Annotated in this window: 24 protein-coding genes and 1 other RNA gene; 16 read left to right on the forward strand and 9 right to left on the reverse strand. The window is 61.3% G+C overall.

Annotated elements, in window-relative coordinates; genetic code table 11:
* Positions 1-4: 4 nt before the first annotated feature.
* Positions 5-2,071: an ATP-binding protein gene (locus tag KI614_RS02555; RefSeq protein ID WP_226407653.1), complete on the forward strand. Its 2,067-nt coding sequence runs from the start codon at positions 5-7 to the stop codon at positions 2,069-2,071.
* Positions 2,072-2,085: 14 nt separating this feature from the next.
* On the opposite strand, the gene KI614_RS02560 is transcribed toward KI614_RS02555, so the two are convergent.
* Entirely contained in the window at positions 2,086-3,951 is a 1,866-nt protein-coding gene (locus KI614_RS02560) for a potassium transporter Kup (protein ID WP_226407655.1), read from the reverse strand.
* A 268-nt stretch (positions 3,952-4,219) separates the two neighbouring features.
* Between KI614_RS02560 and KI614_RS02565 the strand changes: the two genes are divergently transcribed.
* Genes KI614_RS02565 through KI614_RS02575 form a run of 3 tightly spaced genes read left to right on the forward strand, consistent with a single transcriptional unit; the run spans position 4,220 to position 7,930 of the window.
* Entirely contained in the window at positions 4,220-5,080 is an 861-nt protein-coding gene (locus tag KI614_RS02565; RefSeq protein WP_226407657.1) for a TRAP transporter TatT component family protein, read from the forward strand.
* A gap of 24 nt (positions 5,081-5,104) precedes the next feature.
* A complete protein-coding gene (gene dctP, locus KI614_RS02570; protein ID WP_226407659.1) occupies positions 5,105-6,109 on the forward strand; it encodes a TRAP transporter substrate-binding protein DctP in 1,005 nt (334 codons plus the stop codon).
* Between the two features lie 3 nt (positions 6,110-6,112).
* A complete protein-coding gene (locus KI614_RS02575; RefSeq protein ID WP_226407661.1) occupies positions 6,113-7,930 on the forward strand; it encodes a TRAP transporter large permease subunit in 1,818 nt (605 codons plus the stop codon).
* An 87-nt stretch (positions 7,931-8,017) separates the two neighbouring features.
* Here KI614_RS02575 and KI614_RS02580 read toward each other — a convergent pair whose 3' ends face one another.
* The 4 genes from KI614_RS02580 to KI614_RS02595 are packed head-to-tail and all read right to left on the reverse strand — an operon-like array spanning position 8,018 to position 10,025.
* Entirely contained in the window at positions 8,018-8,686 is a 669-nt protein-coding gene (locus tag KI614_RS02580) for a BON domain-containing protein (protein ID WP_226407663.1), read from the reverse strand.
* Positions 8,683-9,273 carry a phosphoheptose isomerase gene (locus tag KI614_RS02585; protein WP_203468563.1) on the reverse strand — a complete coding sequence of 197 codons (591 nt, stop codon included), beginning with the start codon at positions 9,271-9,273 and terminating at the stop codon, positions 8,683-8,685. Before KI614_RS02585 ends, KI614_RS02580 begins: the two co-directional genes overlap by 4 nt.
* A 40-nt stretch (positions 9,274-9,313) precedes the next feature.
* The gene (locus KI614_RS02590; RefSeq protein WP_226407665.1) at positions 9,314-9,676 is read right to left on the reverse strand and encodes an HIRAN domain-containing protein; all 363 of its coding nucleotides are present in this window, start codon (positions 9,674-9,676) and stop codon (positions 9,314-9,316) included.
* Complete coding sequence (locus KI614_RS02595; RefSeq protein ID WP_226407667.1) at positions 9,654-10,025, reverse strand: YraN family protein; 372 nt, start codon at positions 10,023-10,025, stop codon at positions 9,654-9,656. Before KI614_RS02595 ends, KI614_RS02590 begins: the two co-directional genes overlap by 23 nt.
* Before the next feature lie 9 nt (positions 10,026-10,034).
* Here KI614_RS02595 and rsmI point away from each other — a divergent pair, with 9 nt between their 5' ends.
* The 6 genes from rsmI (at position 10,035) to KI614_RS02625 (ending at position 14,522) form a co-directional block, all read left to right on the forward strand.
* Entirely contained in the window at positions 10,035-10,886 is an 852-nt protein-coding gene (rsmI, locus tag KI614_RS02600) for a 16S rRNA (cytidine(1402)-2'-O)-methyltransferase (RefSeq protein ID WP_226407669.1), read from the forward strand.
* Between the two features lie 106 nt (positions 10,887-10,992).
* Complete coding sequence (locus tag KI614_RS02605) at positions 10,993-11,490, forward strand: hypothetical protein (RefSeq protein ID WP_226407671.1); 498 nt, start codon at positions 10,993-10,995, stop codon at positions 11,488-11,490.
* Positions 11,491-11,589: 99 nt separating this feature from the next.
* The gene (pyrC, locus tag KI614_RS02610) at positions 11,590-12,621 is read left to right on the forward strand and encodes a dihydroorotase (protein ID WP_226407673.1); all 1,032 of its coding nucleotides are present in this window, start codon (positions 11,590-11,592) and stop codon (positions 12,619-12,621) included.
* A gap of 11 nt (positions 12,622-12,632) precedes the next feature.
* Entirely contained in the window at positions 12,633-13,073 is a 441-nt protein-coding gene (locus KI614_RS02615; RefSeq protein WP_226407675.1) for a hypothetical protein, read from the forward strand.
* Entirely contained in the window at positions 13,070-13,867 is a 798-nt protein-coding gene (locus tag KI614_RS02620; RefSeq protein WP_226407676.1) for a DUF3025 domain-containing protein, read from the forward strand. The genes KI614_RS02615 and KI614_RS02620 overlap by 4 nt, the downstream gene beginning before the upstream one ends.
* A 28-nt stretch (positions 13,868-13,895) precedes the next feature.
* Complete coding sequence (locus KI614_RS02625) at positions 13,896-14,522, forward strand: DUF1294 domain-containing protein (RefSeq protein WP_226407677.1); 627 nt, start codon at positions 13,896-13,898, stop codon at positions 14,520-14,522.
* Here KI614_RS02625 and infA read toward each other — a convergent pair.
* From infA to leuA, 3 genes are all read right to left on the reverse strand, one after another.
* Positions 14,519-14,776: a translation initiation factor IF-1 gene (gene infA / locus KI614_RS02630; RefSeq protein WP_203468571.1), complete on the reverse strand. Its 258-nt coding sequence runs from the start codon at positions 14,774-14,776 to the stop codon at positions 14,519-14,521. The genes KI614_RS02625 and infA overlap by 4 nt on opposite strands.
* 31 nt (positions 14,777-14,807) lie before the next feature.
* Positions 14,808-15,686, reverse strand: a complete 879-nt coding sequence (locus KI614_RS02635) for a transglutaminase-like domain-containing protein (RefSeq protein ID WP_226407678.1) — start codon at positions 15,684-15,686, stop codon at positions 14,808-14,810.
* 295 nt (positions 15,687-15,981) lie between these two features.
* On the reverse strand, positions 15,982-17,676 hold the full coding sequence (gene leuA, locus KI614_RS02640) for a 2-isopropylmalate synthase (protein ID WP_226407679.1): 1,695 nt from the start codon (positions 17,674-17,676) through the stop codon (positions 15,982-15,984).
* 171 nt (positions 17,677-17,847) lie between these two features.
* Between leuA and KI614_RS02645 the strand changes: the two genes are divergently transcribed.
* Together KI614_RS02645 and rnpB are read left to right on the forward strand one after the other, a co-directional pair.
* Positions 17,848-18,315 (forward strand): Lrp/AsnC family transcriptional regulator, encoded by a 468-nt coding sequence (locus tag KI614_RS02645; protein WP_226407680.1) that lies wholly within the window; start codon positions 17,848-17,850, stop codon positions 18,313-18,315.
* A gap of 25 nt (positions 18,316-18,340) precedes the next feature.
* Positions 18,341-18,737, forward strand: an RNA gene (gene rnpB / locus KI614_RS02650) — RNase P RNA component class A.
* Positions 18,738-18,758: 21 nt separating this feature from the next.
* Here the strand turns inward: rnpB and KI614_RS02655 are convergent.
* Positions 18,759-21,965 (reverse strand): Cache 3/Cache 2 fusion domain-containing protein, encoded by a 3,207-nt coding sequence (locus KI614_RS02655; RefSeq protein ID WP_226407681.1) that lies wholly within the window; start codon positions 21,963-21,965, stop codon positions 18,759-18,761.
* A 155-nt stretch (positions 21,966-22,120) separates the two neighbouring features.
* On the opposite strand from KI614_RS02655, the gene KI614_RS02660 reads away from it, so the two are divergent.
* The 4 genes from KI614_RS02660 to KI614_RS02675 all read left to right on the forward strand — a co-directional run bounded on the left by KI614_RS02660 (position 22,121) and on the right by KI614_RS02675 (position 25,038).
* Entirely contained in the window at positions 22,121-23,263 is a 1,143-nt protein-coding gene (locus tag KI614_RS02660) for a 50S ribosomal protein L11 methyltransferase (RefSeq protein WP_226407682.1), read from the forward strand.
* Between the two features lie 78 nt (positions 23,264-23,341).
* On the forward strand, positions 23,342-23,728 hold the full coding sequence (locus KI614_RS02665; RefSeq protein ID WP_226407683.1) for a hypothetical protein: 387 nt from the start codon (positions 23,342-23,344) through the stop codon (positions 23,726-23,728).
* A 9-nt stretch (positions 23,729-23,737) separates the two neighbouring features.
* A complete protein-coding gene (locus KI614_RS02670) occupies positions 23,738-24,238 on the forward strand; it encodes an RNA polymerase sigma factor (RefSeq protein ID WP_226407684.1) in 501 nt (166 codons plus the stop codon).
* Entirely contained in the window at positions 24,235-25,038 is an 804-nt protein-coding gene (locus KI614_RS02675; protein ID WP_226407686.1) for an anti-sigma factor family protein, read from the forward strand. Before KI614_RS02670 ends, KI614_RS02675 begins: the two co-directional genes overlap by 4 nt.
* The last annotated feature ends 27 nt before the right edge of the window (positions 25,039-25,065 follow it).

Below are 25,065 nucleotides of genomic sequence, written 5' to 3' on the forward strand. Positions count from 1 at the left end.
GATCATGAAGCTGCTGCGCTACTGCTTGCCGAGATCGCTGATTGCGCGGGTCTATGCCTTGTATTCGGCGACCTTGCTGCTTTTTGTCGGCAGCGGGCTGATCCTGTTCTATCAATACCAGTACAACGAGGCCATCGAAGAGGCGCAGCGTTCGGCGACGATGCTGATCGAGGTGGCGGCGCAGGTTGTCTCGGACAGCGTGGTGATCGGCGATTACGACACCATCCAGCGTACGCTGGATAAATCGATCATGCGTTCGCAGTTTTCTTTCGCCAAGTTCATCGATCTGGAGGGCGGGGTGATCAAGAGTGAAAACACCTCGATTCCGCCGACGCATGCGCCGGGCTGGCTGCAGCAGGGGATTGCCGAGCAGCTTTACGATGTCAATCGGACCATTTCAGTCGGCGGGGCGGATTACGGCGTGTTGCGCCTGGCGTTTTCCGTCGATTTGATCGCCGATGGCTTGTGGCACTTGATTCAGGCGGCCATGGGACTTGCCCTGGTCAGCTTGCTGGGCGGCTTGTTGCTGATCTGGTTTCCGCTTCGCCATTGGCTCGGGGCGTTGAAGCGGGTCGGTACTTTCGAACGCGACTTTCCGTCGGCGGGTAATGCTGCCGGCAATGCGGCGGAGGCGGCTTTGATCGATGATGTGCCGCTTGAATTCCGCCCCGCGTTCGAGTTGCTGCAGCGGACGGCGAACAGCTTGCGCAGTGAGTTGGCGGCTCGGGAACAGGCTTTGAAGTCGCTGCGGGAAATTGTGGCCAGCCTGCTGCATGTCAGCGAAGTGGAGGGGCGGGATGGTTCGGAGGATATTGCCGCGCTGTCGCGTGTCATTGCCCGGGTGATTGCCGAGCGCGAAGTCAGCCGCCTGGAGCTGGAGCAGGCGAAGGAGGCGGCCGAGTTCGCCAATCGGGCGAAGAGCGAGTTCCTCGCCAACATGAGTCACGAAATCCGCACGCCGATGAACGGCATCATCGGGATGACCGGCCTGGTGCTTGAGTCGCGGCTGGATGCCGAGCAGCGGGAGTTGCTCGATATCGTCAAGGCTTCTTCCGAGTCGCTGCTGACCATCATCAACGACATTCTCGACTTTTCGAAAATCGAGGCCGGCATGCTGTCGGTTGAACTGATTCCCTGCAATTTGCAGCAGGCGGTGCAGGAGACGATTCAGTCGATGGCCTTGCGCGCCAGTGAAAAGCGGCTGGTCTTGCGGACCGAGCTCAGCCCGCAGTTGCCGGAGGATTTCGTGTCCGACCCGGGTCGTTTTCGCCAGATCGTCGTCAATTTGCTGGGCAATGCCATCAAGTTCACCGAGCAGGGCGAGGTTGTCCTCTCGGTTTCGATGCTTGAACCGGCCGGTGCGCCGCGTCTGTGGTGTTTTGCCGTGCGCGATACCGGGATCGGGATTGCGCCGGAAAGAGTGGCGCATGTCTTTGATCCCTTTACCCAGGCGGATGGTTCGATAACACGCAAGTATGGCGGGACGGGGCTGGGCCTGAGCATTACGCGCCGCCTGGTCGAGTTGCTCGGCGGCGAGCTGGCGGTGGAGAGTACGCCCGGGGTCGGCAGTCGTTTTTATTTCACCTTGCCGGCACCAGCCAGGGAAGGGGCGAGTGTGTCGTCACCGGCCTTGCCCGAGCTGGCGGTGGCATCCGAGCCGCAGGTCGGGGCGCCGGATTTGCCTGGGCTGGCGGTGCTGCTGGTCGAGGACAATCCGGTTAACCAGAAGCTGGCGATCATGTTGCTTGAGCGCCGGGGGTACTGCGTGACGCTGGCCGAAAACGGCTTGCAGGCGATTGAAACGCTGGCCGGGCAATCGTTCGCAGCGGTCCTGATGGACATGCAGATGCCGGTGATGGACGGCATTGAAGCGGCTCGCCTGATTCGGGCGGCCGAGCGTGCCGGGCATCGCCCGCCGGTGCCGATCATCGCGATGACGGCCAATGCCATGCAGGGCGACCGGGAGCGTTGTATCGAGGCCGGCATGGATGACTACATTACCAAGCCGATCAGGGCCGAGCAGTTGTTCGAGCGCCTGAGTCACTGGACGCGACCCGGCGCATCGTCCTGAGCGCCGGGCGGCGCTCAGATCACCAGCTGCGTACCGAGTTCGACGACACGATTGGTCGGGATCTTGAAAAAGTCGCTGGCGCTGGTCGCATTCTTCGACATCACGGCAAACAGGCGCGCCCGTGGCTGGGAGAATTTCCGGGTCAGTGCCGGGACGATGGTTTCACGCGACAGGTAGAAGGTCGTTTCCATCAGGTCGAAGCGCTCTCCAAAGCGTTTGCACTGCTCCAGCGCGCCCGGTACATCCGGGCTTTCCATGAAGCCGTAGCGCACGATCAGGCGCTTGAAGCCCTTGCTCATGTCGTGGATGAAGATGCGGTCCAGGTCGTTGACGTAAGGCGTGTCGGTGGTCTGGATGGTCAGCAGGATGACGCGGTCGTGCAGTACCTGGTTGTGCTTCAGGTTGTGCAGCAGGGCAGCCGGCACGCCTTCCTTGGAGCTGGTCATGAAGACGGCGGTGCCGTTGATCCGGTGCACATCGTCGATGGCATTGATGAAATCGTCCATCGGGATGCTTTGCTTGGCCATTTCCAGCGAAACCAGGCGTCGACCGCGACGCCAGGTGGTCAGCACGGTAAAGGAGATGATGCCCATGGCAATCGGGAACCAGCCGCCTTCGGGAATCTTGATGGCGTTGGCGGCGAAGAAGGCGATATCGACGGCCAGCATCAGGCCGGCGACCAGGCCGACGACCAGCATGTTCCAGCGCCACATCAGGACCATCACGAAAGCGACGAGAATGGTGTCGATCAGCATGGTGCCGGTGACGGCAATGCCGTACGCCGCAGCCAGGTTGGACGAGTTCTTGAAGCCGATGACCAGGGCGACGACGGCGAGATAGAGCGTCCAGTTGGTGAACGGAACGTAGATCTGGCCTTCTTCCTGGCCTGAGGTGTGCACGATCTGCATGCGTGGCAGCAGCCCCATCTGGATCGATTGGCGGGCGACCGAGAAGGCGCCTGAAATGACGGCCTGCGAGGCAATGACGGTGGCTGCCGTGGCCAGAATGACCATCGGGATCAAGGCCCAGTCGGGTGCCAGGTGGAAGAAGGGGCTGGCGATCGCTTCCGGTTCGGCAAGCAGCAGTGCGCCCTGGCCGAAGTAGTTGAGGACCAGGGCCGGCATGACGAAACCAAACCAGGCCAGGCGAATCGGGAAGCGCCCGAAATGCCCCATGTCGGTATACAGCGCTTCGCCGCCGGTGACGGCCAGCACGACTGAACCGAGGGCGAGGAAGGCCAGGGCCGGGTGGGTCTGGATGAAGTGGAAAGCGTAGGTTGGCAGCAGGGCCAGCAGCACGCTTGGGTTGTGCAGGATTTCCAGCGCGCCGAGCACGCCGAGAATGCCGAACCAGGCGACCATGATCGGGCCGAAGAACATGCCGACAGTGCCGGTGCCGCGTTTCTGGATGAAGAACAGGACGGTGATGATGGTCAGCGTGATCGGGATGACATAAGGGGTCAGTTTCGGCGTGATCAGTTCCATTCCTTCGACCGCAGAAAGTACTGAAATGGCCGGGGTGATCATGCTGTCGCCGTAAAACAGTGCGGCGGCAAAAATGCCGAGCAGGGTAATCACCCAGGAGACGCGGGGATTTTTCGCCCGTTCGGTAATCAGCGCCAGCAAGGCGAGTGAGCCGCCTTCGCCCCGGTTGTCGGCCCGCATGATGATCGCGACGTATTTGACCGAGACCAGCGCAACGATTGACCAGAAGACCATCGACAGGATGCCGAGGATGTTTTCCGGGGTGACTGGAATCGGGTGGTGGCCGTTGAAGATTTCTTTCAGGGCATAGAGCGGACTGGTGCCGATGTCGCCGAAGACCACGCCGATGGCGGCAACGGTGATTGCCGGAAGTGCTGCTTTTGAATGTGCTGTCATGATTTCCCCGATGCGCCTTGGGCGCTATTTTTGCTGCCCGTCCGCCCGCTTCTGCCGGCTTTCAGGTCAGTCAAAGAATCTAGCACTTTGCCGGAATGTTTGATATCGCCGGGCGGCTATGACGGGGCATTAAAGTGAGCGGATTTGCGTAAAACGCAGCTTTCACGGCGTTGTAACATCGGCCGGCTAGTGTGCCTGCCCATTGGCATGTTACGGCGGGATGAAAGTGCGCTTACAGACACCTTGGTTCAGGCGGGGAGTGCTTGCGGTGCTGGTCGGGATCGGGCTTTCTGCCTGCTCGCCGCGCCAGCTGGTCGTTGGCAGCCTGGCGGATGAACTGGCCAGCCCGGCGCTGGGCAATGAAACCGACCTGATCCTGCTGCGCGATGCGGCGCCGTTTCATCTCAAGTTGTCGGAAACGGTTTTACGCCAGCAACCCGGGCATCGCGCCCTGGCCGAAGCCGTGGCGGCCGGATTCACGCAATACGCCTATGCATTCCTGGCGTTTGACGCCGACCGGATCGAGGCGACCGATGCCGCTGCCGCCGAGCGACTGCGCCGTCGGGCCGCCGGGCTTTATGCTCGAGCCCATCGCCATGCGATGACGGCGCTTGAAACCAGCCAGCCCGGTTTGGCTGCGGCATTGGCTGGCAGTACGCCGGGCAGCCCCTTGCGCATCGAGCCGGCCCAGGTCGGCCTGGCCTATTGGGCGGCGGCTTCCTGGGGCGGCTGGATTTCCTTGAGCAAGGATGAGCCTGATGTCGTAGCTGATTTGCCGCTCGCCATTCGTCTGGCCGAGGCCGCCTGGCGTGTCGATCCCGCCTGGGGGCAGGGGGCGCTGAGCGGTCTGATGGGCAGCTTCGAGGCGGCCCGTCCGGGTGGGAGCCCGGCGCTGGCCTTGCGCTATTTCGATCAGGCCATTCGCGATTCCGGCGGCGCCGGTGCGGCGGCGCTGGTCGCCAAAGCCGAGGGCTATGCCTTGCCGGGCGGCGATCGTCCGATGTTCGAAACCTTGCTCCGGCAGGCGCTGGCCATCCGGGAGGCTGCGGGCAGCCCGCTGGCCGTGCAAAACGAAGTGATGCGGCAGCGGGCAGCCTGGTTGTTGAGCAAGGCTGACGATCTGTTCTGAATGACGAAAACAAGCGGAGAGAAAATGAACAACAAATGGATTGCGCTGCTTCTGGGCGGATTGCTGGCATGCCATGCATGGGCGGCCGACAAACAGTTGAAAATCGGCACTTTGGCGCCGAAGAATTCGCTCTATCACCGCCAGTTGATGACTTTGGGCGAAACCTGGCGGGCGGCCCAGGGCGGCGGGGCGAAGTATCTGGTTTATCCCGATGGCAGTCAGGGTGGGGAAACCGACATGGTGCGCCGGATGCGCATCGGCCAGTTGCAGGGCGGGCTGCTGTCGGTGGTGGGGTTGCGCGAGATCGAGCCGTCGATTGCTGCGCTGCAGGCCATGCCGCTGATGTTCAACAGTTGGGATGAGGTCGATTATGTGCGCGAAAAAATGCGCCCGTCGATGGAGAAAAAGTTTTTCGACAAAGGATTTGTCGTCCTGGCCTGGGGCGATGCCGGCTGGGTCAGGTTTTTCTCGAAGGCGCCGGGGTTGCGTCCGGATGACTACAAGAAGATGAAGTTCTTTGCCTGGGGCAGCGAACTGGAGCAGCAGGAGATCATGAAAAATCTCGGCTATACGCCGGTGCCGCTGGAAACCGGCGATATCTTGCCGGCCATCCAGACGGGCATGATCAACGCGGTGCCATCGACGCCTTATTTCGCGCTGGCGACCCAGATCTATAACAGCGCGCCGAACATGCTCGACCTCAACTGGGCGCCGATTGTCGGGGCCTTGGTGGTGACTCGCAAATCCTGGGATGAAATGTCGCCCGAGGTGCAGGCCCAGGTGCGTGAGGCCGGTGAAAAGGCCGGTGCGCAAATCCGGGCCCGGGCGCGTCAGGAGGTTGATGAGGCGGTCGAGGCGATGAAAAAGCGGGGTCTTGCGGTCAACACCCCGAATCCGGAACAAATGAAGGAATGGCAGGCGCTGGCGGCCCAGTTGTATCCCAAGGTGCGGGGCAAGATGGTGCCGGCCGAGACTTTCGATGAGGTCGTTGGCCACCTTAAAACCTATCGCAACAGTAAGGGCAAGTAAGCGATGCCCGGCATCTTGCCTCGCCTGGGGCGTTTTGACGAATGGCTGGCCTCGGCTGCGCTCGGCTTGATGTTGCTGATTCCCCTGCTCGAAATGGGGCTGCGCCCGGTTTTCGGCCAGGGGATCGAGAATGCGCCTTCGCTGGTCCAGCATCTGGGCCTGGTGCTGGCCATGTTCGGCGCCTTGCTGGCCGAACGCGGTGGACATCTCAGTACGCTCGGCAGCGGACTGGCGGCTTCGGGCAACCGCCGCGTGCAGGCCTCCGCACAGGCTTTTGCCCGGGTCAGTTCTGCGCTCCTTTGCGGGATGCTGAGCGAAGCGTGCTGGCGTTTCGTGGCAAGCGAAATGGAGGCGCCCCGCGACCTGGCATACGGCATTCCCGGCTGGCTGGTTCAGCTGGCGATGCCGTTCGGCTTTGCCTGGCTCGGTTTGAGAATGGCCGCGCGCCTGTCGTCAAAAACCGTTCCGCGCGCCCTGGGGGCGGTGCTTCTGCCACTCGCCGGCTTCTGCTTCGCCCGCTATTTTGACGGCACGACCCTGCCGGTCTGGCCGTTTGTCTGCTGGCTGCTGGCGATTCTCTGGTGCGGAGCTCCCGTCTTTGCCGTGCTGGGTGGGCTGGCGCTGGCACTTTTCTGGATGGATGGCCAGCCGCTGGCCTCGGTCCCGCTGAGTCATTATCAGATTACCGTCAATCCGTCGTTGCCGGCGCTGCCCCTGTTTACGCTGGCCGGCTTGCTCTTCGCCCGGACCGGTGCGGCCGGGCGGCTCGGTCATCTGTTCCGCTCGCTGTTCGGTAGCGGGGTCAGTGGTACGGCCATTGCGGCGGCGGTCCTCTGCTCGTTTTTCACCGCCTTTACCGGCGGTAGCGGGGTGACCATCCTGGCGCTAGGCGGCTTGCTCTTGCCCTTGCTCAACCAGGCTGGATTCCCCGAGCGCCGGGGCATCAGCCTGGTGACCAGCGCCAGTGCGCTGGGTGTCCTGCTGGCGCCATCGGTGCCGTTGATCATGTACGCCATTATCGCCCGTGTACCGATCAACACCCTGTTTCTCGCCGGTCTGTTGCCGGCGGTCGTGATGGTCGGCTGCCTGTTGTTGATTGGCGGTTATCTGAAAACCGGGACTGTCGCGGTCAACGCCGTTCCGCGTGCCGGTTTCGCAGAAATTCGAGCCGCGGCCTGGGCCGCCAAATGGGAAATCCTGGCTCCCTTCGTGGCGATCGGTTCGCTCGTCGGTGGGGTGGCTACACCGACCGAAAGTGCTGCCCTGACAGCGCTTTACGCCTTGTTGACCCAATCGCTGGCGCATCGCGAGCTTGATTGGCCGCTCTTGCGCCAGGCGCTGGCCCATTGTGCCGAAGTGATCGGCGGCATCATGCTGATTCTGGGCATGGCCCTGGGGCTGACCAATTTCCTGGTTGATGCCGGCGTTCCCGATGCGGCGATCGACTGGGTTCAATCGATGCTGCCGAACAAGCTGGCCTTTCTGGTGGCGCTGAACCTGTTCCTGTTGCTGGCCGGGGCGTTGATGGAAATCTATGCCGCGATTATCGTGCTGGTCCCGCTGCTCTTGCCGGTTGCGCTGGCTTACGGGATTGACCCGGTGCACTTCGGGGTGATTTTCCTGGCCAATATCGAGATGGGTTTTCTCTGTCCGCCGGCCGGGATGAATCTTTATTTTGCTTCGGCCATGTTCGACAAGCCGATTCGCTACGTGGCGGCTTCCGTCCTGCCGGCTGTTGCTGCCATGTTTGCCGGGGCGCTGCTGATTTCGCTGGTGCCAGGGCTGGCAACCTGGCTGCCGGGGCTGGCCGGCATGCGTTAGCGCAAGGCCGGGGTCTTCATTGCGAACTGCGCGGCAAGGGGCTTGCCCGATTGCCGCGCGCGGCTCGCAATGAGTTTCTACGGTTGATTAACGCGTTTCAACCGGCGCCGTCTGGGCCGGTGCCGTGCGGGCGCCGCCGGGGGCGCTGCTGTCGATCCTGCGTACGTCGGCATCGCTGACGACTTCCATCACATTGACCACCTTGCGTACGCCGTCGGTCGTGCGGGCGATGGCGACGGCAACCTTGGCTTCACGTTCGGTGACGATGCCCATCAGGTAGGCGACGCCGGCTTCGGTGACAACCTTGATGTGGTTGGCCGAGAGCTGGTTCGAGTCGACCAGGCGAGCTTTCAGCTTGGAGGTGATGTAGGCGTCGTTGCTGCGATTGCCGAGGGCCGAGGCCGGTGCGATGGCCAGTTCGTTGAAGACTTCGCGCACACCTTCGAGCTTGCCGGTCTGTTCTCCGACGATGGCCTTGGCTTCTTCGCTTGAAACTTCACCGGTAATCAGCACACGGCGGTTGTAGGCCGTGTAGTTGATGTGGGCCAGGGCCTTGTACTTTTCGGGAACGGCTTGGGCGGCCTTCCATTCGGTCGTTTCGTCGTCTGTCTGGGTGCCGGTCGAGCGGCGGTCGTGGGCGCTCATCACGCTGGCTGCAGCACCGGTGGCGATGACCGCCGGAATGCAGCCCTGGAGCATCGGCAGGGCCAGAATCAGGGCGGCGGCGCCGAGGCCGAGTTTGAATTTATGCATCATTCACCTCCGAGGAGCAGGGCGTCGATCCCATCGCACAGGCAATGGATGACCAGCAGGTGGGTTTCCTGGATGCGTGCCGTCCGGTCGGCCGGAACGCACAGATGGATGTCGTCGTCGCGCAGCATTTCGCCGATCAGGCCGCCGCCTTTGCCGGTCAGTGCGACGACGATCATGTCGGCATCGTGTGCCGCCTTGATCGCTTCGATCACGTTGGCCGAATTGCCGGAGGTGGAAATGGCGAGCAGCACGTCGCCGGCATGGCCGAGACCGCGTACTTGCTTGGAGAAAATCTGGTTGAACGAATAATCGTTGCCGACGGCCGTCAGGATCGAGCTGTCGGTGGTCAGTGCGATGGCTGCCAGCTCCTGGCGCTCCGCTTCAAAACGTCCGATCAGTTCGGCTGCGAAATGCTGGGAGTCTCCCGCCGAGCCGCCGTTGCCGCAGGCGAGAATCTTGCCGCCGTTGATCAGGCTGTTGAACAGGGTTTCGATGCCGGCAGCAATCGGGGCGGCCATCATCTCGATGGCGTCGAGCTTGGTGTGGGCACTGTCTTCGAAATGCTTGGCAACGCGGGCGATGAGATCCATATTTTTAGCTGGTTGGGGCTGGTAACCGGCTCATTCTACATCACAGCTCGACGAAGACCTCGAACTCGACCCGGCGCCATGGATCGGCTTCGTCGCGCAGGCGCGAAATGCGGGCAGTCAGCGAATCACCCTGGTCCATCGCCGCAGCGACCGGACGGTTTTCGGCTCGCGGGACGTAGCCCAGCTTGTGGCCGCGCCATTCAACCCGAATGGCGTTGGGGTCGTGCCGGTTGCCCGGTTCGCGGATCAGGGACAGTCGGTCGCCGATCTTCATCTCGCGCCAGCGTTCGTCGACCGCGTAATACTGGCTGCCGGCCAGCGGCGAGCTCTGGATCAGCATGTGCAGTGGGTCGGCATGCGCCATGCCAAGCCAGAGGAGGTTAAGCGTCAGCAGAAAACGCATGGCGGATCCATTCAAGATGGCTCTCGTCGAGCCGGTCGAGCAGGATGCAGTCGAAGCGGCAGTCGCACTCGGGCTTGCCGGCGAGGTAATGCCGGGCCGCCAGAATGATGCGCCGCTGCTTGCTGGGGGTGATGCTGGCACCGGCGCCGCCGAAATCGCTGCGGCTGCGCAGGCGGACTTCGACAAAGACCAGTGTCGAACCGTCGCGGCAGATCAGGTCGATTTCGCCGCCGCGAATCCGGAAATTGCGTTCGAGAACGCGTAGACCGCGGCGTTCCAGCACGCGCGCCGCCAGTGTTTCGGCTTCGCGCCCTCGCTGGGTGGTGGTATCGTCTGTTTTTGCCCGCATGCCGGAAAAATGACAAAAGAATATGCCGCATTGTATGTCGTCCCGACCCCGCTTGGGAACCTTGCCGATCTGACGCGTCGAGCCGAAGAGATTTTGCGCACGGTGCCCTGGGTTGCCGCCGAAGATACCCGGCACAGCGGCCCCCTGCTCAAGCAACTGGGCTCGCAGGCCCGGACGTTGCCAGCGCACCAGCACAATGAACATGAGGCTGCCGCCCGGATTGTCGAACGCTTGCAGGCCGGCGAAGCCGTGGCGCTGATTTCCGACGCCGGCACGCCAGGTATTTCCGATCCGGGGGCTCGCGTCGTTGCGGCAGTGCGGGCAGCGGGGTGCAAGGTCGTGCCTTTGCCGGGGCCGTGCGCGGCGACGACCGCGCTGTCGGCATCCGGCCTGCTTGATGAGCATTTTTTGTTTTACGGATTTCTGCCCAGCAAGGGCGGTCAGCGCCGCCAGGCCATCGAGGCGCTGCGCGAATATCCTTGTGCGCTGGTCTTTTACGAGGCACCGCATCGCATCCTCGAAACGGTGGCCGACCTCGCGGCCGTGCTCGGCGAGCGGACGCTGGTGATTGGCCGTGAGCTGACCAAGATGTTCGAATCGATCCATTCCGGCCCGTTGACCGCAGCACTCGACTGGCTGAAGGAAGATAGCAATCGGCAGCGCGGTGAATTCGTCTTGATGGTCTCCGGGGCGCCGGCCGATGCCGATGACGGCGAAGGTGAGCGGGTTCTCGGCCTGCTGCTGGCCGAAGGGCTGCCGGTCAAGCAGGCCAGCAAACTGGCTGCGGCGATCACCGGCGCCGCCAAGAACGCGCTCTATGAACGTGCGCTGGCGCTCAAGCAAGCGGCGGCTGATACCTGATTTCCTGACCTCGGCTTTGCACTGAGCGACTGAGTCCGGAGACGGAAATTCATTCGGTATAATTCGGTTTTGTTTGCCTGGAGCCCTTTTGCAAGGGATGCCGCCCGTGAAATCGTTTTTTATCGCTTGTTTTGCCGCCATCCTGCTGCAGGGGTGTGCCAGTATTTTCAACGGGTCGACACAGACGTTCGCGATCAATACAACGCCAAGCGACGCCAGGATCACGATTACCAATCGAGCCGGCAAGCAGGTGTATGCCGGCAGGAGTCCCGGTAGCGTAACCCTGGCAAGAGGCCGGGGCTATTTCAAGTCCGAGGTCTACAAGGTCAGGATTGAAAAAGAATATTGCGAGACGACCGAGATTTATCTGACGCCGCGCGTCAGTGGCTGGTTCTTCGCCAATTTTGCGATGTTTGGCGGTTTCTGGGGGATGTTGATCATCGATCCTCTGACCGGTGCGATGTATACCTTGTTGCCTGAGCAGATCGACGAAAAACTGCCGCCTTGGGGAGGCGATCAAAGTGCCGCCGAGGGGCGCCTGAATATCGTCTTGCTTGAGGATGTGCCTCCCGCCTTGATGCAGTCGGCCAAACGCCTCAATTAAGCGCAATCCCGGGGGCGATGGGCCGCGGCAAAGCCAGAATGTCGCGGTGGCTTTTTCTTCTCCCTGTTAAAATCCTGTAAATAGCCATCGAGAAAAAGCATGCAAATTACCCTCACCCGACCCGACGACTGGCACCTTCATCTGCGCGATGGCGAGGCGCTTGCCGCCGTGCTGCCGCATACCGCCCGCCAGTTCGGCCGCGCCATCGTCATGCCCAATTTGAAACCGCCGGTTACGACGGTCGAGCAGGCGGCGGCCTATCGCCAGCGCATTCTGGCTGCTGTGCCGGCCGGCATGAACTTCGAGCCGCTGATGACGCTTTATCTGACGGATAACACGCCCGCCGCTGAAGTCGCCAAAGCCGCGGCTTCCGGCTTCGTCAAGGCGGTTAAGCTGTACCCGGCCGGGGCCACGACCAATTCCGATGCCGGCCTGACCGATATTGCCAAGGCTTACGACACGCTGGCCGAAATGGAGCGCGTCGGTTTGCCGTTGCTCGTGCATGGCGAAGTGACCGATCCTGCGGTCGACCTGTTCGATCGCGAGAAAATGTTCATCGACACAGTGCTTCTGCCGCTGACCCAGCGTTTTCCGAAATTGAAGGTCGTGATGGAGCACATCACCACCCAGGATGCCGCCGAATTTGTCGCGGCAGCACCGTCGACCGTGGCCGCCACGATCACGGCGCATCATCTGCTCTACAACCGCAATGCCATTTTCCAGGGCGGCGTGCGGCCGCACTGGTATTGCCTGCCGGTGCTCAAGCGCGAAACGCATCGCGAGGCGCTGCTTGCCGCCGCGATTTCGGGCAGTCCGAAATTCTTCCTCGGCACCGATTCGGCGCCACATGCCAAGGGCGCCAAGGAAGCGGCCTGCGGCTGTGCCGGTTGCTACACCGCTTATGCCGCGATCGAACTCTATGCCGAAGCCTTCGAGCAGGCCGGGGCGCTCGACCAACTGGAGGCATTCGCCAGCTTCAACGGCCCGGACTGGTACGGTCTGCCGCGCAACAGCGAGAAAATTACGCTGGCCAGGCAGGACTGGCTGGTGCCGGACAGCTATCCGTACATCAGCAGCGACAGCATCGTGCCCCTGCGGGCCGGTGAAACGCTGCCCTGGAAAATGCTCTGAGGAAAATCATCATGCGTCTGCGCCATCTTCTCCTGCCGCTGTTGGCCGTTCCCTTGCTGAGCGCCTGCGTCAATGATGGCGCGACCTATGAGATCGACAATACCCGCGAGCATGTCCTGTCGCTGATTCGCGAGCAGCCCTATTTCTGGGAAAACAAGGTCAATTTCTATCTGGTCGTCTCGCGCATGCCGACCTGCATGCGGCGCCACCCGATGGGCAGCGGTTCGCCGAACGGCAAGGTCGAAATTTATCAGGTGCCGTCCGGCGCGTTCATCGTCAAGGTCGGCAAGCGCCTCTATGTGACCGAAACGCAAACCTGCGAAAACTTCATCAAGATGGATGCCGAACCGCCAGAAGGCATGGGCAAGTTCATCGGGACTTTCCGTCCGAAAAATGGCCAGCTGGTCTTCGTCAAGGAAGAGGCCGAGGCGGAAGACAAGCCGGCCGAGTGAGCGAGCGCCACCCTTGTGCCTCGCCGCTCTTTTTTCCCGTGCGGCGCTGGCTCGATCTCCTGCCTTCCGCCCCGGATACCGCCGCGGTTGCTGAGTTGGCAGAACGTTTTCCGGTGTTGGTCGACGGTTGTTCGCATCCGGTGCGCTTCGTCCCGCCGCCGATGGATGGCGCGGTCTACGAATGCCGCATCTGGGAAACCGGACAGGTCGCGACGCGCGTCAATCACTGGCATGACTTCTTCAACGCCCTGGTCTGGCTGACTTTCCCGAAAACCAAGAATGCGGTCAGTGCTTCGCACGTCCAGGCGATGACGCCGGTTGGCGAGTTGCGCGGCACGATGCGCGATGCACTGACGCACTTCGACGAGTGCGGCATTGTCGTGCTGTCGACTCGGCCGGCCTTGCTCGAAATGCTCCGCCAGTTTTCCTGGAAGGCATTGTTTGTCGAGCATCGTGCCGACGTTGAAAAGTACATGCGCTTCGTTATTTTCGGCCATGCGACTTACGAGCAATTGCTCCAGCCATTTCGTGGCCTGACCGCCAAGGCCGTGCTTTACGAGGTGAGTGAGGACTGGCTTCAATATCACTCGGAAGACTTGATTGCTGCGGTCGACACGCGTCTGGCGGCCGATTTGGCCAGCAGCCGCTACACCCGCCCGCGCGACTTCCAGCCCCTTCCGCTGCTCGGCATTCCCGGAGTAACCGCCGAGAGTGAAGATCCGGCTTACTACGACGATACCTGGCAATTCCGGCCGGGGCGACTGCGCTCAGGTATGACCGAATCCTCTATATAATGCCAACTTCATTTTTTTGAGGTGCGCAATGAGAATCGAAGGCAGGCTTACGCGTTGGAATGATGATCGCGGTTTCGGTTTTATTTCGCCTCATGATGGTGGTGCTGAGATATTTGTCCATATCAAGGCTTTTGAAGGTGCAGTGCGTCGTCCTGAATTAAATGAACGGCTCACATTTTCAATACAGCTTGCTTCGGATGGCCGAAAGCGGGCGGTCAATGTTCGCCGGCAGGCAGCGGCACGGCTTGGGCGTGGTGTTCGGGCGCCAGAAGCTGCTCAGTGGGGGGGATTTTCCCTGTTAGCCATTGTCGCCCTGATCTTGCTTTTCGCCGGGTTAACCTTCTTCTTGCGCTTGTCGGGGAAGGTTGCAGGTTTCTATCTTGTCGCCAGTTTGGTTTGCTTTGTGGCTTACGCCGCCGACAAACAGGCAGCCGGACGCGGCGGGCGACGCACGCCCGAGGATACGCTGCACATCCTGGCTTTGATCGGCGGCTGGCCGGGGGCCTTGCTCGCCCAGCAACTGCTGCGCCATAAATCGGTGAAAGCCGAGTTTCGCTCGGCATTCTGGGCAACAGTACTGTTCAACGTGGCAGGTTTGGTCTGGCTGGCCTCGCCGTTCGGGCGGGCCTTTCTGTCACGTCTGACCGGCGCTTAGTAGCGGCGGCGCTGCGGAGCCGGTGCGCCGCGGTTTTCGATGTGACGGAAGGTGATGCGGCCTTTGGACAGATCGTAAGGCGAGAGTTCGAGCGTGACCTTGTCACCGACCAGGATGCGGATGTGGTTCTTCTTCATCTTGCCGGAGGTGTAGGCGATCAGTTCGTGACCGTTTTCCAGCGTGACGCGGAAGCGGGTGTCGGGTAGCACGTCATTGACGACGCCTTGCATTTCAAGCAGTTCTTCTTTTGCCAAGGGTAGTTCTCCTGTAAATGTGATTCGGGTTTCAGCCGGCGTCGACCGCGCTATCGGTCGACAAGGCTTCCGGACGGTGGCGGGGTAGTTCCCATGCCTGGCCGGGTTCGGTAATGGCGCTCACCGCGATGAGCGGCGGCAGTGAGGTGACGCCGCCAAAAATGGTGGCGAAGGAAACGTCGGCTGCATCGCGTCCGGTACCGAGACGGATGAAGCCCATCGGCATGGCCGTGCCGGAGGGGTCGAACAGATACCAGCGGTCGCCGAGGAAGACCTCGACGTAGGCATGGAAATCGGTCGGGCCGAGTGCCGGATCGGCACCGTAGTCGATGCCGGTCGTAAAGCGTGCCGGAATGCTCAGGGCTCGGCAGATGGCGATCATCAGGTGGGCAAAGTCGCGGCAGACGCCGACGCGGTCGGTCAGGGTGTCGAGCGCCGACGTGGCCGAGTTGCTGGTGTTGCCACGGAAAGTGACCTGCTGGTTAACCCAGTTGCGGATCGCTTCGACGCGGCGGTAGCCCTTGTCGAGCAGGCCGAATTCGCGCATCGCGAGATTGGCCAGGCGATCGGACTGGCAATAGCGGCTGGGGTAGATGTAGGCCAGTGCTGAAAGCGGCAGTTGCGCGATGGGGATTTCCGGAATATTTGCCGGATCGCCGACATGCTGGTCGATATCGACGGTGGCCTGGTAGCTGATGTGCAACGGGCCGGGGGCTGCGTTCAGGCGAAGGTAGCGGGCGCGGGTGACCGGGTCGGTCTGGATGTCGCTGGCAACCGGCTGGCTGATTTGCAGCTGCTCGCTGACGATGGACTGGGATTTCGTCTGGGCGGCGTGGATATTGAAGACAAAATCGGCGCCGGGATAGCTCAGTTCATATTGAAGATCGATTGCGAACTGGATGCGAACCATGAATTCCCTGTGGTGTGGCCAGCATACAGCCTCGGCGAGGCCGGTCTGCTGACCGTTTAAGGCGCTTTGCGACGGGGAAATGAGCAGTTCGGGATGCCGGCAGTTCGTCAGTCGAAGGCACGGCAGGGAGACAGCATTTACGCGGGCAGAACGATTAGGCTGAAACCTTGCGGTTCAACGCTGCCCGCATCTTACGCGGGCAGTTTCGGTGTGGCAAGGAAAATGTCCGGATATTCAACCCCTTGCCTGCTTTTTTGTGGTATTGGCCGCAAGGGGTTGAAGCGGGTTTTCCGGCTCAGGCAGCCTGCTCGCCCGGCGCGTCGGCCTGTGCGGCACCGATGCGGTTGGCGCCGCTGATCAAGGCTTTGATCGAGGCGGTGACGATGTTGCTGTCGACCCCGACACCGTAGCATTCACCGCGCCCGGTACTGGCAATTTCCATGAAGGCGCAGGCCCGGGCATTGCCGTCTTCGCCCATCGGCACCATCGAGCGTTCTTCATAGCTGCGGACCTGGATATTGATTCCGGCACTCTGGAAGGCGTGGACCGCAGCATTGATCGGGCCGTTGCCTTCGCCGCTGAGGATGTGCGACGTACCGCCGATGTCGAGACTGATGCGGATGCCCTGGGCGCCGCCGTGCTCGAAGAGATGGTGTTCGCGGTAAAGAATCGGGCTGCCGGCTTCGAGGTAGGTCTTCGAGAACAAGCCCCAGATGTCGTCGGCACTCATTTCGCCGCCGTGGGTGTCGGTGTGTCGCTGGACAACGCCCGAGAATTCCACCTGGAGTCGGCGCGGCATGACGATACCGTGCTCGGTTTCCATAAGGTAGGCAATGCCGCCCTTGCCCGACTGGCTGTTTACCCGAATGACCGAATCGTAGCTGCGGCCAACGTCGGCCGGGTCGATCGGAAGGTAAGGCACCGCCCACTGCTCATCCGCCTTTTGAGCGGCAAACCCCTTCTTGATGGCGTCCTGGTGGGAGCCGGAGAAGGCCGTGAAAACGAGATCCCCAACGTACGGGTGGCGTGGATGGATCGGGAGCTGGGTACAGTGTTCGTAGGTGCGGGCAACAGCGTTGATGTCCGAGAAATCGAGCTGCGGATCGACGCCTTGCGTGTGCATGTTGAGGGCGAGGGTGACGAGGTCGACGTTGCCGGTCCGTTCGCCATTGCCGAAGAGGCAGCCCTCGACGCGGTCGGCGCCGGCCATGAGACCGAGTTCGGCGGCGGCGACCGCGGTGCCGCGGTCGTTGTGCGGGTGGAGACTGATGAGGACGCTGTCGCGGCGGGCAAGATTCTTGTGCATCCACTCGATCTGGTCGGCGTAGATGTTGGGCGTGGCGATTTCGACGGTGGTCGGGAGATTGAGGATGACCTTGCGCTCCGGCGTCGCACCCCAGGCGGCGGTGACGGCATCGCAAACTTCCTTGGCGAAATCGAGCTCGGTCGCGGTGAAAAGCTCCGGGCTGTATTCGAGCGTGATCTTCGTTTCCGGCATTTCGTCGGCAAGCGTGCGGATGAGGCGCACAGCGTCGGTTGCCATGGCGACGACTTCGGCCTTGCTCATGCCGAAAACGTTTTCGCGGAAGGTTTTGCACGTCGCGTTGTAGACATGGACGATGGCCGTCTTGGCGCCCTTGATCGACTCCATGGTGCGGCGGATGAGGTGCTCGCGAGCCTGAGTGAGAACCTCGATGGTGACGTCATCGGGAATGTGGCCGCCTTCGATCAAGCCGCGAACGAAGCCGAATTCGGTTTCGGAGGCTGACGGAAAGGCGATTTCGATTTCCTTGAAGCCGATGGTGCAGAGCGTCTTGAACATGCGCATCTTCTTTTCGCCATTCATCGGCTCGAAAAGCGCCTGATTGCCGTCGCGCAGGTCGGTACTCATCCAGATCGGCGCCTGCGTGATGGTGCGGCCCGGCCATTGGCGGTCGGTGATTTGCACGGGCGGGAAGGGCGTGTACTTGGCGGTGGATGCTTGCGACATGATGCGGACTCCTGGGCAGACGGCGTTGATTCGATGGACGAATATTACGCAAAGATGGCCGGCAGGTGCTTGCGTATTTGTCTTTGAAATGCGTTGATTTAGCAATTTTATGCCGTCTTTTGTTCGGTTTGTGGCGTAAAATTTCCGGGTATTAATTTTTCGAGAAATTTAATGGAAATCGACCGTTATGACCGCCTGATTCTGGGGGTGCTGCAGCAGGATGGCCGGATCAGCAACCAGGACCTGGCCGACCGTATCGGCTTGTCCGCCTCGCCTTGTCTGCGCCGGGTGCGTGTGCTGGAGGAGTCGGGCTTGATTACCGGCTACCGGGCCATGCTCGATGCCAAAAAGCTGGGCTTGTCGCTGATGGCGCTGATTGGTATTTCAATGGATCAGCACACGCCGGAGCGTTTTGCCAATCTCGAAGCGGCCATTGGGGAAATACCGGAAATCCTCGAATGCCTGCTGATTACCGGCCAGCAATCCGACTACCAGTTGAAAGTGGTGGTGCGCGACATGGACGCCTATCAGGATTTGCTGCTCAATAAAATTACCCGAATCCAGGGCGTGACCGGGGTGCACACCAGTTTTGTGCTGCGCAAGGTGGTCGACCGCAGCAGCCTTCCCGTCGCGCCCTGAAAACGCAGCGTATAATCCGCCCCGGAAAGTCGGCCAGGCAATCGCTGGATACGCAAGTATCGGGAGGAAAGTCCGGGCTCCATTGGGCAGGATGCCAGCTAACGGCTGGGTGCTATACGGTCGCGAGACGAAAGTCGAGCGACTCAAGGCAACGGAAAGTGCAACAGAAAATAAACCGCCGATGGCCCCGCAAGGGGATCAGGTAAGGGCGAAACGGCGAGGTAAGAGCTCACCGCGCTGGCGGTAACGTTCAGCGGCATGGCAAACCCCATCCGGAGCAAGACCAAATAGGGAAGCTGAGGCGTGGCCCGCGCTGCTTCCGGGTAGGTTGCTTGAGCCTGTCGGTAACGGCAGGCCTAGAGGAATGATTGCCGAACCCCGCAAGGGGGGAACAGAACCCGGCTTATCGGCCGGCTTTCCACTCACACCCCTGTTTTATCTGCTCAGAACTCGGCCCATTCATCTTCCTGGAGGGCGGCGGGCAGGGCGCGAACGGTCGGACGGCGAGGTGCCGCTACCGGCGCCCGTTGTACATGAGCCAGTTTGGGACTCGGCTTGCCGTCGGCGGCAGAAAGCTTGAAGCGACCGAGCGTGCCGGCCAGGACACCGGCTTGCTCTTCAAGCGCCTCGGCCGCCGCTGCCGCTTGCTCAACGAGCGCCGCATTCTGCTGGGTGGCTTCGTCCATCTGGCTCACGGCGTTGGTTACCTGATCGATCCCGGTGCTTTGCTCCTTGCTGGCCTCGGCGATGTTGGTCACCAGGTCTGCAACCTGCTGGAACGAGGTGACCATGCTGTTCATCGTTTCGCCGGTTTCCCGTACCAGGCTGACGCCGCCATCGACCTTGGCGACCGATTCCGAAATGAGGCCGCGAATTTCCTTGGCGGCTTGTCCGCTGCGTTGGGCCAGGTTGCGCACTTCGGTGGCCACGACGGCAAAGCCGCGCCCTTGTTCGCCGGCGCGAGCTGCCTCGACCGCTGCGTTGAGCGCCAGAATGTTGGTTTGAAAGGCGATGCTGTCGATGACGCCGATGATGTCGGCAATCTTGTGCGAACTTTTCTGGATGTCGCTCATGGTGGCAACCACTCGACCGACCATCTCACCGCTCTGCGACGCAATCTGGTTGGCGTTGCTGGCCAGTCGGTGGGCCTGGTTGGCACTGTCGGCATTTTGCCGGACGGTGGTGTTGAGTTCCTCCATCGAGCTGGCGGTTTCTTCCAGGCTGCTGGCTTGCTCTTCGGTACGGCGCGAAAGATCGTTGTTGCCGCTGGCGATTTCCTGCGAGGCCAGATTGATCGCGTCGCCAGCCTCCTTGATTTGCCCGACGATCTCTTTCAGTCGGCTGACAGTCGTGTTGGTGTCGGTTTTCAGTTCGCCAAAAACGCCGTGGTAGTCCGACGCGATCTGGCGGGTCAGATCGCCCGCGGCAATCGATGAGAGCACCGAGGAAAGTTCGTTCAAGGCACTTTCGCCATTGCTCAGCAGCTTGTTGATCAGGGCTTCGACCTGGGTGAAGAAGGCTTCCTTGCTGGCCAGGTCGAGGCGCACCGAGAAATTGCCGTCGGCTGCCTGCTGGATGACTTCGGTCAGTTTGGTCTCGGCATTCAACTGATCCGTAATGTCCAGCCATTCGCCGACCGAGCCAAGACGATCGCCGGCATCGCTGATGACCGGGGTCGTGGTTACCCGATAGGTCCGGCTGCCCAGTACCATTTGTGCCTGGGTGCTGCTTGACAGGTTGCGCAGCCGTTGCCGGGCAGCCTGCGGGTCGGCATAAAGACGGCAGACGTCGTAGCCGATCAGTTTTTCCGGGTCAAAGGTCGGGTCCATCTTCCTGAAGGCAGCCGCATCGGCGCTGAAGGTCTTGTGCAGCGCATGGTTGATATAAAGGACGGTGCCTTCGTTATCGGCAATGCGGACATTGGTCGCGACGTTGTCCAGGCCGATCTTGATGCGTGTCATTTCATCGGCCTGGCGACGCGCCTCGGAGACTTCGAAGCCCATCCGGTTTTGCATGCTTTCCAGGCCCTGCATGACCTTGCCCAGTTCGTCATTGGTCGAAATGTCGATGACCGAGTCGTAGCGGCCGGTGGACAGGGCGTGCAGGCAATCGAGCGAGGCGTTGAGGCGGCGGACAATGACCTGGCGCGAAATCCAGAGCATGATCAGGGTCAGTGCCGTGACGACCAGAGCGCCGGCGATGATCAGGCTGATGTAGAGCCGCTTCGAAACCTGGTCGAATTCGTCGAGATAGGTGCCGCCGCCGATCAGCAGGTTCCATTTGGACAGGGTCTGGAAGGCAACGATCTTTTCGCGCGTTGATGTTTCACCCAGTTCGGTGTTTTGCCATGGATAGCGAATCGTCCCTTCGCGGCGCTCCAGCATTTCACGGATGAAGGCATGGCCGCCGGCATCCTTGGCGTCCAGCACATTGCTGCCTTCCTTGGCCGGGTGGATGAACAGTTCGCCCTGGCGTTTTCCGGGCTGGGCGTCGATGACGTAGACGTAACCGGATTGACCGATCCTGATCGCCTTGATGCGATCGCGCAGGGTGGTCATTTCCTGGGTGATGAAATAGCCGATGCCGAATGCCCCGATGACTTTTCCGTTTTCATCCTTGATCGGTTTCAGGGCGGAAACACGGTCCTTGCCCTGGCTGGTCGTGCGCCCGATATAGGTTTTGCCGGCAAGGAGTTTTTCGGTGACTGGGCTTTCCTTGTCGAGCGCGGTAAGAATCATCCGTTCGCCCTTGTCGTTTTTCTGCGAGGTGGCGATCCGGACAAATTCGTTACCGCGCCGGACCAGTACCGTGGCGGTCGGGCCGTTAGTAATTCTGGCGAAGGCATCTTCTTCGTCATGGCGGTCATTGACCACGATCTTGTTGTGGCGCAACAGCGGAACCGTGCCGTTGCCCTCGTCGACCGTGAAACTTCCGCTATAGCGCGCGGCATAGATGTCGAGCAGGCGACTTGCCTCGCGTTCGACGGCATCGACCGTACTTTCCATCATGGCATGCACCAGTTGGACGCGTTGCTTCAAATCATCTTCACCGGCTGCGCTGAGTTGCTGCCGGATTTGCTGGCCGACAAAGAAGGTCGTCGCGGCCATCACAAGGAGTAGTGCGGCAATGCTCGGGAGCAGGAAACGCAGGGAGATCGGCATGTGCGACAAGCGGTCTTTCCAGGCTGCGAGCAGGCCGGTGCCGGCCAGTTTGCCGTGCGCAATCGTCTTGCCCGGCATGCGCCCTTCGCGGAGTGCCTGGTAAGCCTGGTGGCTTGCTTCAATTGCCGCCTGGCTGGCCCGGCGGCGTACCGACAGGTAGCCGGTGACTTGCCCATCCTCAAGTACCGGGGATACATGTGCTTCGACCCAGTAGTGATCGCCGTTCTTGCAGCGGTTTTTGACCAGTCCGATCCATGGGCGCCCGGCTTTCAGGTCGCGCCAGAGATCGGCAAAGGCGGCCTCCGGCATGTCGGGGTGGCGAACGATATTGTGGGCTTGCCCGATCAGCTCCTGCTCTGAAAAGCCGCTGATCTCGACAAAATCTTTGTTGATGTAAGTAATTCGCCCTTTCAGGTCAGTCTTGGAAACAATCCGATGCTGATCGGTAATCGCGATTTCTCTGTGGGTGACCGGAAGATTGGTGCGCATTTTTATCGAGTTGGAATGAATCGGGCTGGCACAGGTTACCTGAGTTTTGGGCAATTCAATACTCTTGTTGAAGTTCCGTGAATCGCCGCCACCAGATTGTTGGCAGCTTTCGGCCAAGGCTGCGCGGCCGTTTGTTTTCTCCCCTACAATGCGGCATGACCGAGACTAATTTTCCTGTCGCGCGCTGGCTTGAGGACGGTGTTGAACACGCAGCCCGCTGGCGTTCCGAGGCGGCCTTACCTCCCCCTGAATGCATCGTGCCGGGAGACGATACGATGACGGCCGATGCAGCCTATCGCCTTGCGCTTCAGGGAACGGCGATTCTCTGGCGGGGCGATTACCAGAATGCGCGTAATTTGCTGCAGGCGCTTGCCCGGCGGGCTGACCGTAAACCGCGTGAAGGGGCAACGAAAAAACCGCCGACCTTGGCCGAGGCATTTGAACAGCATCGGCAGAACCAGGGGCGGCGAGCTGCCATTCTGGCTTCCGTGCTGGTCCCCTTGCGGGCCGATTATTCAATTGCGCTGCGCCGCGGGCAGGATGTGCGTGACGCTTGCCGCGCCGCACTGGGGCCGGAAAGCGTCGATTCGCTGATTTCCCTGCGCGGCCTGCTGGCGCTGGTCAGCGCCTGGGAGTGGCGCAAGAAAGGCGCGCTGGTGCCGGCGCTCGGGGCCCGGATTCATCCGCATTTTGGTGTTTTTTCGCCGGTGCGTGGCGAGTACGTCGACTTGCTGGCCAAAGCGCCGCTGCCGGCCGGGTGTCAGCTGGCCTTCGATATTGGTACCGGCTCCGGCGTTCTGGCTTGCGTGCTGGCCCGACGCGGCATTGCGCGCGTTGTCGCCACCGACATGGATGAGCGGGCGTTGGCCTGTGCCAGCGAAAATGCCCAAAATCTCGGGTTGACCGCAGCCATCGAGGTGTTGAAGGCCGATCTTTTCCCGGCCGGACGTGCGCCGCTGATTGTCTGCAATCCGCCCTGGGTGCCGGCCCAGCCGAGTTCGCCGGTCGAGTATGCGGTTTACGATCCCGATTCGCAGATGTTGCGCGGTTTCCTGAACGGGTTGGCCGCGTATCTGGCGCCGGGCGGCGAGGGGTGGTTGATCATTTCCGATCTGGCGGAGCATCTTGGCCTGCGTTCTCGCGAGCAGTTGCTGGGCTGGATTGCCGCCGCCGGGCTGAAAGTGCTCGGCCGCCTGGATACCCGCCCAAAGCACCCCAAGGCGCGTGACCCGAATGATCCTTTGCATGCGGCTCGCGCAGCCGAGATTACTTCGCTGTGGCGGCTGGGGGCCGCATGATTTTGTGCCGGCGGGAATAAAAGCTGCCCGCCTGCCGTTTATCCCGGTGTAGCCCCCAAAAAACACACGGAGATGATCATGAACACGAAAAAACTGATGTGCGCCTTATCCGTCCCGATCTGGTTGACGGCTTGCTCGGTTCTCGACGCTCGTCCTGGCGCGCCGGTGATGGTGGCCAATGGCGTGTTGACTGGCAGCACGGGCATGACGCTTTATACCTTCGACAAAGATCAGGTCGGGAGCGGCAAGTCGGTCTGCAATGGTCCCTGCGCCGGCAATTGGCCGCCGCTGTATGCCGCCGAGGGTGAAGTCGCCGGTGGTGACTACACCCTGATCAATCGCGATGACGGAAAGAAGCAGTGGGCCGTGAAAGGCAAGCCGCTTTACTACTGGGTCAAGGACCAGAAGCCGGGAGATATGACCGGCGATGGTTTCAACAACGTCTGGCGTGTTGCCCGGCCCTGAGTCAATTTCGTGGATAGCCGCGCGATCCTTGCCGAACTGCCCCGTCTGCGCCGTTACGCGCGGGCCATGTTGCGTGATCGTGCGGCCGCCGATGATCTGGTGCAGGACACGCTGGAACGCGCCTGGTCGCGGCTGGCGCAGTGGCGTTCCGGCAGTGATTTGCGGGCCTGGCTGTTCAGCATCATGCACAACTTGCGGGTCGATCAGTTGCGCCGGCCCGGATTGCCGACCGATTCGATCGACGATGCGGCGCATGAGGTGGCGACGCGCCCGACTCAGACCGACAAGCTGGAAGTGATGGATATTGCCGCGGCACTGCAACTGTTGCCTGACGAACAGCGTGAAATCCTGCTGCTCGTCGCTCTGGAGGAGATGAGTTATGCCGAGATTTCTGCGTCGCTCAACATTCCATTGGGCACGGTCATGTCGCGTTTGTCGCGTGGTCGCGAGCGTCTGCGCTTGCTGATGGCCGGCGATATGCCGGGAGGGGCCTTGAGGCTGGTGCGATGAAGACGGATTCAATACACGAAAGCGAAGTGCACGCTTATGTCGACGGTGCTTTACCCGAGTCCCGGCGTCAGGCGGTCGAGGCGTATCTGGCGGCCAGCCCGGAGGAGGCCGAGCGTGTGCGGCTCTATCGGGCTCAGAACCAGGCGCTCAAGGCCTTGTTTGATCCGCTACTCGACGAGCCCGTGCCGGCACATTTGCAGGCTTTGAGCGCGCCGGCGGTTGTCGCGGTCGACCTCGCCAAACCCTCGTTTTTGACGCGCTGGTCGCTCGATCGCATTGCGGCCGGCTTGCTGATTGCTGCGCTCGGCGGTCTTGGCGGCTGGCTGGGGCATGCCCAGTACCGGGCGCCGGAATTAAGTGCTCAGATGGTGCCGTTGCCACGTCAGGCGGCCGTTGCCCACGTTGTTTACAGCCCGGATGTGCGGCGTCCGGTCGAGGTTGCGGCTGAGCAGGAGGAGCAACTGGTCAAGTGGCTGTCGAAGCGCTTGGGCCAGCCGGTCCAGCCCCCGAAGCTGGGCAGTCTGGGTTACGAATTGATTGGCGGACGTCTGTTGCCGGGGAATAGCGGGCCGGTCGCCCAGTTCATGTACCAGGAGGCCAGCGGCCAGCGTCTGACCTTGTATGTCACGACCGAAAGCCAGGCCCGGCACGACACCGGTTTCCGCTTTGCCGAGGAGGGCGCGGTCAACGTCTTTTACTGGGTTGATGGACAGTTCGGTTATGCCTTGTCGGGTGGGATTGCCAAGGGCGATCTGGCCCGCGTTGCGACGGCTGTTTATGATCAGCTGGAGAAAAAATAGGGTTGCTGATGCGGGCGGTGGTTTTGG

The sequence above is a fragment of the Dechloromonas denitrificans genome, assembly GCF_020510665.1.
GTDB lineage: Bacteria > Pseudomonadota > Gammaproteobacteria > Burkholderiales > Rhodocyclaceae > Azonexus > Azonexus denitrificans_B.